The organism is uncultured Methylobacterium sp., from assembly GCF_964244095.1.
GTDB lineage: Bacteria > Pseudomonadota > Alphaproteobacteria > Rhizobiales > Beijerinckiaceae > Methylobacterium.
The window spans coordinates 1-8,350 of the sequence record NZ_CAXTHR010000168.1; the positions used below are offsets into that span (position 1 = coordinate 1).

Genomic DNA, 8,350 nt, shown 5'->3' on the forward strand with positions numbered 1-8,350 from the left:
TCTGGTCGCCGTTGGCGCGGATGTCGGCGGCCTCGCGCTCGCGCTCGGTCTTCATGCGCCGGTAGACCGCGACGCTGTTCTGCGCCGGCAGGTCGACGCGGGTCATGCGCAGGTCGACGATCTGGACGCCCAGCGCCTTGGCCTGTCGGTTCACGTCCTCCTGAATCTGGTTCATCAGGCGGGTGCGCTCGATCTTGACGATGGCGTCGCGGGTCGAGCGCGCGAGCACGTTGCGCAGGGACGAGTTGGTAAAGCTCGCGAGCCGCTGGTTGGCGAGCCCGACGTTGTTGACCGACTGGTAGAAGCGCAGCGGGTCGATGATGCGGTAGCGCGCGAAGGCGTCGACCTCCAGGTTCTGGCGGTCGGCGGTGAGCAGGGTCTGCACCGGCAGGTCGAGATCGAGCACCCGCTTGTCGAACAGCACTACGTTCTCGACGAAGGGCAGCTTGAAGTAGAGGCCCGGCTTGTCCTCGCCGGTCTGGTTCAGCACCGCGCGGACGCGGCCGAACTGGAGGACCAGCGCCTGCTGCATCTGCCCGACGGTGAAGACCGAGGCGTAGAAGGCAAGCGCGAGCGCCCCCACGATCACGGCGGCGCCGGTGCGGATCGTCTGTGCGTTCATCGGGCCGCTCCACTCGTCTGCGGCGCGGCCTGAACCCGCGACCCGAACTCCGCCAGCGGCAGCACCGGCACCACGCCCGCGGAACCCGCTGCGCCGGCGGCCGCGCCCGGCTGATCGATGATGACCTTGTTCACGGAGCCGAGCACCTTCTCCATGGTCTCCAGGAACAGCCGCTCGCGGCTGATCACCGGGGCGAGCTTGTAGGAGGCGTAGACCTCCTCGAAGCGCGCGGCCTGACCCGTCGCGTCCGCCGTCGCCTTGGTCTTGTAGGCCTCGGCCGCCTGGACGATTTGCGAGGCACGGCCGCGGGCCTGGGGCACCTCGCGGCTCGCGTAGGTCTTGGCCTCGTTCTGGGCCGTGTCGGCGTCCTGCTGCGCGGCGTTGACGTCGATGAACGCCGGCCGCACTTCCGGCGGCGGGTTGACGCTGACGAGCTGGACCACCTCGATGCGCACGCCGGCGCCGTACTCGTCGAGCGCGTTCTGCGTGATCTCCTTGACCTCCTGCGCGACGCTCGACTGCTCGTTGGTCAGGATCGCCTGGATGTTGCGGCGGCCGACCACCTCGCGCATCGCGCTCTCGGCGATCGCCTTGATGGTGCCCTCGGAATTCTGGAGGTTGAACACGTAGTCCGAGGCCTTCAGCGGGTTGACCCGCCACTGCACCTCGAAATCGAGGTCGACGATGTTCTCGTCGCCGGTCAGCATCAGGCTCTCGTCGGGCATGTCGCGGGCCCTGGCCTGCGTGCCGGCGCCCGACCGGAAGCCGATCTGGATCGAGTTGACCTGTCCGACGTTCGGCTTGACCACGCCGCCGACCGGGTAGGGGAAGTTGTAGCGCAGGCCCTCGCCCTTCGAGCCGACGTAGCGGCCGAAGATCGTCTCGATGCCGACCTGGTTCGGCGCCACCGTGTAGAAGCCGGTGGCGAGCCAGAGGCCGACGGCGAGCGCGCCGATGACGGCAAAGCTCCTGCCGCCGCCGAGCGAGCCGCCCGGCATGACGCCGCGCAGGCGGTCCTGGCCACGCCGGAGGAGGTCCTCCAGGTTCGGCGGGGTCTTGCCGCTACCGCCGCCGCCCCAGGGGCCGCCGCCATTGCCGCCGCCGCCGCGACCCCAGGGCCCGCCCCCGCCGCTGCCACCGCCGCTCTGATTGCTCCAAGGCATGCTGGCCGTCTTCTCCCAACCTTCTGCGGGACCGCCCGCGCGCCCTCGGTCCGAACCGCCCGAAAGGTCCGCGACCGCGTCCATCCCTGCCCGGATCGAGCCACCGCCGGCACAAGCGTGAGCTACGCACCTGCGAGGGACCGTCGCCTGCTGTCAAGGCTCGGAGGTGGGCATCACCGACCCCTTTGGCAACCGCGACATTCCCGCTTCCGACCAGCATGAAGTACCGCCTAACGCGGCTCTCGACTCCTCCTTTGCCGTTGTTCAAAAGCAGGGAGGTTCGATTGGCAGCGCAAGATCGCTCGGTCTCGTTGCCCATATGACGGGCCGAATCTCATTCAGACCAGCGCGTAAGGCTGCGCTTCTACGACACATTAACTGTTCTCTCGGACACTCATGACGTCATTTTCGAACGCGCTCAATGATCGGAAAGATGAAGAAAACATGAAACCGATTGAACGCATCATGCCATCAATTTCGTATATAGTAGCCCGCAGCAATCCTGGCGGGGTTATCGGCTGTGAAAATCAATTACCGTGGCGATTGAAGACTGATATGAAATTTTTTAGATCGGTAACAGAAAATCATGTGGTAATTATGGGCAGAAAAACTTTAGAATCTCTTGGTCGCCCTTTACCGAAGCGAGTAAATATTGTTCTGTCAAGTAAAAAAGGTGTTGATACGGAAAATTTGTTATGGGCTGACAGCAAAGAAATGGCTTTATACTTGGCAGATTTTATATCTATATTGAAGGAAAGTTCTCAAATAATCGTGATTGGAGGAGCTCAAATATACGGCTTATTCCGAGATTTGTTTACGAAGATATATCTGACAGAAGTTTTCCATAATTTCGAGAAAGGCGATGCTTATTTCGCTGAACAATTTGACATGCGTGAGTGGAACTCAATAGAGAATAGAGATTACAAGAAATCAGAATTTGACGAATTTGATTTTAGTATATCAATACTTGAACGTAAGATCAAGTACACACGTCATAGAAAACTAGAAGATTTTTTTGTGGCGGAATCAATGGATCAAACGAGAGAGAGGATCGAAGAATTCAGAGAAAAATTTAGGCGAACAAAGCAGCTTGATGAGAGGCAAATATTGCTACCTTTGCTTGTAGCTTGAGATTTTTTAAACCGCCACGGCCGCGCGGATCGCGGGATGGGGATCGTAGCCCTCGATCGCGATATCCGCGTAGCGGAAGGCGAACAGGTCGCGGACCTCCGGGTTGAGGCGCAGCCGCGGCAGCGGACGGGGCGCGCGGGTGAGCTGGAGCCGGGCCTGATCGAGGTGGTTCCGGTAGAGATGCGCGTCGCCGAAGCTGTGGACGAAGTCGCCCGGCACGAGGTCCGTCACCTGTGCGATCATCGCGGTGAGCAGGGCGTAGCTCGCGATGTTGAACGGCACGCCGAGGAAGGCGTCGGCGGAGCGTTGGTAGAGCTGGCAGGAGAGCCGACCGTCCGCGACGTAGAACTGGAACAGGCAGTGGCAGGGCGTGAGCGCCATCCTGTCGAGGTCGGCCGGGTTCCAGGCCGAGACGACGAGGCGGCGCGAATCGGGGTTGCGGCGGATCTCGTCGACGACCCAGGCGATCTGATCGACCGTGCCGCCGCCGGGCTTCTGCCAGGAGCGCCACTGCTTTCCGTAGACCGGGCCGAGGTCGCCCTCGGCGTCGGCCCACTCGTCCCAGATCGTCACGCCGTTCTCGCGCAGCGCCCGCACGTTGGTGTCGCCGGTGAGGAACCACAGCAGCTCGTGGACGATCGAGCGCAGGTGCAAGTGCTTCGTCGTGACGAGGGGGAACCCGGCGCCGAGATCGAACCGCATCTGGTGGCCGAACACCGACAGGGTGCCGGTGCCGGTGCGGTCTTGCTTCGCACAGCCCTCGTCGAGGATGCGGGTCAGCAGGTGGTGATAGGCGTCCATCGCCGGTCTTCCTGCCCGCAATCGGGGCGGCTTGCCAAGGGGGACTTGCCAAAGGGGGAACGGAGGGCCGGACGATTCGGGTCCCCTCACGGCCAGAGCACGTAGGCGACCAGCGCGAGGTTGCTCCAGCCGTGCAGCGCGATGCACGGCCACAGCCGCCCCGTGCGCCAGCGCAGCCAGCCGAGCATCAGCGCCAGGGGCGCGAGCGAGACCGGGCGCGCCAACCCCCAGGCGGAGACGTGGGCGAGCGCGAACAGCGCCGCCGTCGCCAGGATCGCGGCGGCCGGCGGCAGGAAGCCGCGCGCGGCCGCGAACGCCTCGCCGCGCATCAGAACTTCCTCGGCGGCCGGCGCCAGCACCACGACGTAGGTGAGCCACGCGGCGACGCTGCCCGGGCTCAGCATCGGCGAGAGCCGCACCCCCGCGCCGAAGGCGGCCCCGAACGCGTCGGCGGTCGCCGTCACCCAGGCGATATGCAGCACCGGCCAGCCCAGCAGGATCAGGAGCAGCGTGCGCGGACGCAGCCCGTTCGGCCGCCCGCGGTCCAGCGCCAGCCTGCGCCGCCAGCCCGCGCCGTCGCGCCGCAGGGCGACCGCGAGGACGAGGGCGGCGAGGAACACCTGCCGCATCACGTCCACGGCGAGTTCGCGCCGGGCGAGTTCGGACGCGCCGAGATAGGGCCGCCGCGCCGGGTCGAGGAACGGGTCGATCCCGTCGAGGAGGTCGGCGCCGACGCGCACGACGGCAAGCGACATCAGGCTCGCGGCGGCCAGGTAGAGCAGGACCATGCCGATCAGGGCGGCGAGCCGCAGGACGAGGCGGGCGGCCGCGCCCCATGTCCGGCCCCTTCCGGCCAGCGCGGCGTGATCGGAGGGCGTGGCGCCATGATCGGGCTTCAAAACCGCATCGATCCCCTCTATGTTCGCACCTCCGGTCGCGAGGCCGGATACGGCGGCGAACGGCCCTCACCACGGGCCGATCGCACGCCGAGCCTATCGGATACGGGCCCGTTGCCGTAGCCCCCCGGCCATCGGACACGATGGCGTGCCGGCATCCGGTGGGGGCTTGGGACGGCGACCCGCGGCGCTTCCGGCTTCGACGCGCCGCCCGGGCACGACATTCCGGCCTCCGGCGACGGAAGCCGCCTTCTTGCTTCCTACGATCCGGTGCGCGACAGGTCGTCGGGCAGACCGCACAGAGCGACCGCAGATGGCAGACGACCTGATCCGCTACGATCTCCTGGTCCAGGACGCGCTGCGCGGCGTGGTCCGCAAGGTGCTGACCGACGCCGCCCGCGAGGGTCTGGCCGGCGAGCACCACTTCTACGTCTCGTTCCGCACCGAGGCGCCCGGCGTGCGGATGTCGCAGGCGCTGCGCGAGAAGTACCCGCAGGACATGACCATCGTCCTCCAGCACCAGTTCTGGGACCTGGGCGTGAACGAGCACAGCTTCGAGGTCGGGCTGTCGTTCTCCGGCGTGCCCGAGCGGCTCCTGGTGCCGTTCGACGCGCTGTCGGGGTTCTTCGACCCGTCGGTGCAGTTCGGCCTGAAGTTCGATCTCAACGAGACGCCGGAGGCCACCGGCGCCGAGGCGGCCGAGGCCCCCGCCAAGGGCGGCCCGCGCGGCGCGGTCTCGGAGCCCGGCGAGACGACGCCGAAGGCCGTCGCGCCCGGCACGGGGCTGACCGCCATCGGCAGCGCCGCGCCGAGGGTGATCCCTGCCCTCCCTGCGGTCCAGACCGGCGCCAAGGCCGAGGGGAAGGCCGAGGGGAAGGAGCCGCGCGTGCCGGCCAAGGCCGCCAAGAAGGGCGGCGATGGTGCCGAGGCGAGCGCCGAGGTCGTGAGCCTCGACGCGTTCCGCAAGAAGAACTGACAGGGTTTCCGGCTGATCGGTTCGGGGCGTCGCCCACCCGGACCTCCCTCTTCACCTCTGCGGGCAGAGGGAGGGCACGCCTGCCGCCCCTGCGATAGGTGTGCTTACGCGGTAGCGTAGAGGGGAAGGGACCACGCAACCGAGCTGGCCAACCGGAAACCGTATGTTCCTCGGGCGGTTCCGGCCCTCTCGGACTGGCATCGTCGGGCCCGCGTCCGACGCCGCGGAACGTCGCGGCCCCGCGCGATCAGGTCCGCCGGCTCGCGTCCATCCGCAGTCCGTGCTCGGGCCGCAGCGTCACCCGATGCAGGGGCGTCACCGGCGGGTGATCCTCCGGCAGCCGGAAGCGCACCGCGCGGACGACGTGGGCGAGCACGATCGCCGCCTCCTGCAGCGAGAAGCTCTGGCCGATGCACACCCGCGGCCCGGCGCCGAACGGCAGGTAGGCGAAGCGCGGGATCGCGTCGCGGTTCGCGCCGAGGAAGCGATCCGGGACGAACGCGTCGGGATCGTCCCAGAGGGTGCGGTGGCGGTGCAGCACGTAGGGCGCCACCAGCACCATCGAGCCGCGCGGCACCTTGATGCGCCCGAGCCGGTCGTCGCGGATCGCCTGCCGGCTCAGGAACGGCACCGGCGGGAACAGGCGCATCGCCTCCTCCATCACCGCCTTGGCGAAGGGCAGCCGCTCGATAACGAAATCGCCCGTCCCCGCCGCGTCGACCTCGGCTTCCAGGCGGAGGCGCGCCGCGTCGTCCTGCGACAGGCAGTAGAGCGCCCAGGTGAGGGCGTTCGCCGTGGTCTCGTGGCCGGCCGCGATGAAGGTGACGATGTTGGCCTGCACCTCGAGGTCGGTGAGGCCCTGCCCCGTCTCGGGGTCCTGCGCACCAAGCAGCAGGGTGAGCAGGTCCTGCGGTGCGCCGCCCCGCGCGACCAGCGCCTTCCGGCGGCTGATCAGTTCCTCCACCACCTCGGCGAAGTAGCGCGCCGCCGGCCGCGCCCGGAAACGGCCGATCCGCGGCACGAAATCCGGCACGCCGATGACGTCGAGCGGATCGATCGGCCCCACCGCTTCGAGGAAGCGCGTGATCGCCCGGCCGAGCGCGTCGGGATCGCCCGGCAGGCCTTGCGTGAAGATCGTCCGCTCCAGCACGTCGAGGGTGACGCGGGTCATCTCCAGGGCGACGTCGACCCGCGTGCCGTCGCGCCGCACGAGGCGGCGCGCGAGCTTGGCGCCGGCCGCGTTCATCGCGTCGGAGAACCCCTGGACGGTGCGGGCCGAGAAGATCGGCGCTAGCGTCCGCCGCTGGAGCTTCCATGCCTCGCCCTCGGCGCTGAGCAGGCCGTTGCCGAGGCCCGGCGCCAGCACCCGGCGCTGGAGGTCGTCCTTGCGGTAGTTCGCGACGTTCTCGACGAGGAGGTAGCGGATCAGCGCCGGATCGCTCACCACGGTGATGCGCCCCATCGCGCCGTCTCCGGCCACCACGGGCGCGGTGAAGTGGTCCTCCATCCACGTGGTGATCGGGTTGGCGCGGGCCGCCTTGAGGAACTCGAACAGGCCCATCGCCGTGCGGCGCGGCGCCGGCACAGGCGGCCGGAAGCGGGCCTGCGCGGGGTTGATCTCGACCGTCGTCGCCATCGGCGCCATCCTTCTGAACGGCGGGGGACAGGTCGCGCCGTTTGTCGAGACGCCGGAAGAAGCGCCATCGCGATTTCGATTTGCCTGTCGTAGGTAGGCCGCGCACCGCACCGAACGTAGAGGCCACGATGTCGCCGCAGCCCGAGCCCGCCACCCGCACGGAATCCGACACCTTCGGGCCGATCGAGGTTCCGGCGCACCGGTACTGGGGCGCGCAGACCCAACGCTCGATCCAGAACTTCCGCATCGGCACCGAGCGCATGCCGGCGCCGCTGGTCCATGCGCTCGGCCTCGTGAAGCAGGCCGCGGCCCTCGTGAACCGGGACCTCGGCGGCCTCGACCCGACGGTCGCGGACGCCATCGCGGCGTCGGCCGCCGAGGTGGTGGCCGGCGCGCACGACGACGAGTTCCCGCTGGTCGTGTGGCAGACGGGCTCGGGCACGCAGTCCAACATGAACGCCAACGAGGTGATCGCGAGCTTGGCCAACGAGCGGCTAGGGGGAAAGCGGGGCGGCAAGGCGCCGGTGCATCCCAACGACCATTGCAACCGCGGCCAGTCCTCGAACGACGTGTTCCCGACCGCTATGCACATCGCGGTCTCCCGCGAGATCACCGGCCGGCTGATGCCGGCGCTGAACCACCTGCATACGGCCCTCGACGCCAAGGCGCGGGCCTTCGAGGCCATCGTCAAGATCGGCCGCACCCACCTGCAGGACGCCACGCCCGTGTCGCTCGGCCAGGAATTCTCCGGCTACGCCGCGCAGGTGGCGCTCGGGGGATCGCGGATCGCCGCGACGCTGCCGGGCGTGCTGGCGCTGGCGCAGGGCGGCACGGCGGTGGGCACCGGGCTCAACGCCCATCCCGAATTCGCCGAACGCTTCGCCGGCAAGGTCGCGGAGCTGACCGGGCTGCCCTTCACCTCGGCCGCCAACAAGTTCGAGGCGCTGGCGACGCACGATGCGCTGGTGTTCACGCAAGGGGCGCTCGCGGCGCTTGCCGCCGGCCTGTTCAAGATCGCGCAGGACATCCGCCTGCTGGCGTCGGGCCCGCGCTCGGGCCTCGGCGAGCTGTCGCTGCCGGAGAACGAGCCCGGCTCCTCGATCATGCCGGGCAAGGTCAACCCGA

General features: G+C 68.0%; 8 protein-coding genes. 3 read left to right on the top strand and 5 right to left on the bottom strand.

Annotated features, from left to right (window positions below; translation table 11 throughout):
- Together hflC and hflK are read right to left on the bottom strand one after the other, a co-directional pair.
- Positions 1-622, bottom strand: a 622-nt coding sequence (gene hflC, locus ACFE86_RS19515; protein WP_375456983.1) for a protease modulator HflC, incomplete at its 3' end; no start/stop codon positions are given.
- Positions 619-1,785, bottom strand: a complete 1,167-nt coding sequence (gene hflK, locus ACFE86_RS19520; protein WP_375456984.1) for an FtsH protease activity modulator HflK — start codon at positions 1,783-1,785, stop codon at positions 619-621. The genes hflC and hflK, both read right to left, overlap by 4 nt.
- Positions 1,786-2,229: 444 nt before the next feature.
- Between hflK and ACFE86_RS19525 the strand changes: the two genes are divergently transcribed.
- Positions 2,230-2,916 (top strand): dihydrofolate reductase, encoded by a 687-nt coding sequence (locus ACFE86_RS19525; protein ID WP_375456985.1) that lies wholly within the window; start codon positions 2,230-2,232, stop codon positions 2,914-2,916.
- Positions 2,917-2,922: 6 nt separating this feature from the next.
- On the opposite strand, the gene ACFE86_RS19530 is transcribed toward ACFE86_RS19525, so the two are convergent.
- Positions 2,923-3,717, bottom strand: coding sequence for a thymidylate synthase (locus ACFE86_RS19530; RefSeq protein WP_375456986.1), 795 nt, complete (start codon positions 3,715-3,717; stop codon positions 2,923-2,925).
- Positions 3,718-3,803: 86 nt separating this feature from the next.
- Positions 3,804-4,616, bottom strand: coding sequence for a lysostaphin resistance A-like protein (locus tag ACFE86_RS19535; protein ID WP_375456987.1), 813 nt, complete (start codon positions 4,614-4,616; stop codon positions 3,804-3,806).
- 310 nt (positions 4,617-4,926) lie between these two features.
- Here ACFE86_RS19535 and ACFE86_RS19540 point away from each other — a divergent pair, with 310 nt between their 5' ends.
- Positions 4,927-5,589: an SspB family protein gene (locus ACFE86_RS19540; protein ID WP_375456988.1), complete on the top strand. Its 663-nt coding sequence runs from the start codon at positions 4,927-4,929 to the stop codon at positions 5,587-5,589.
- Between the two features lie 247 nt (positions 5,590-5,836).
- Here ACFE86_RS19540 and ACFE86_RS19545 read toward each other — a convergent pair whose 3' ends face one another.
- Positions 5,837-7,225, bottom strand: coding sequence for a cytochrome P450 (locus ACFE86_RS19545; RefSeq protein ID WP_375456989.1), 1,389 nt, complete (start codon positions 7,223-7,225; stop codon positions 5,837-5,839).
- 128 nt (positions 7,226-7,353) lie between these two features.
- Here ACFE86_RS19545 and ACFE86_RS19550 point away from each other — a divergent pair.
- The coding region (locus ACFE86_RS19550; protein ID WP_375456990.1) for a class II fumarate hydratase at positions 7,354-8,350 on the top strand (997 nt) is incomplete at its 3' end.

What these genes read in the sequence shown, in the direction of transcription:
- ACFE86_RS19545 (WP_375456989.1), bottom strand. Translation starts at nt 7,225, where the DNA reads ATGGCGACGACGGTCGAGATCAACCCCGCGCAGGCCCGCTTCCGGCCG.
- hflK (WP_375456984.1), bottom strand. Translation starts at nt 1,785, where the DNA reads ATGCCTTGGAGCAATCAGAGCGGCGGTGGCAGCGGCGGGGGCGGGCCC.
- ACFE86_RS19530 (WP_375456986.1), bottom strand. Translation starts at nt 3,717, where the DNA reads ATGGACGCCTATCACCACCTGCTGACCCGCATCCTCGACGAGGGCTGT.
- ACFE86_RS19540 (WP_375456988.1), top strand. Translation starts at nt 4,927, where the DNA reads ATGGCAGACGACCTGATCCGCTACGATCTCCTGGTCCAGGACGCGCTG.
- ACFE86_RS19525 (WP_375456985.1), top strand. Translation starts at nt 2,230, where the DNA reads ATGAAACCGATTGAACGCATCATGCCATCAATTTCGTATATAGTAGCC.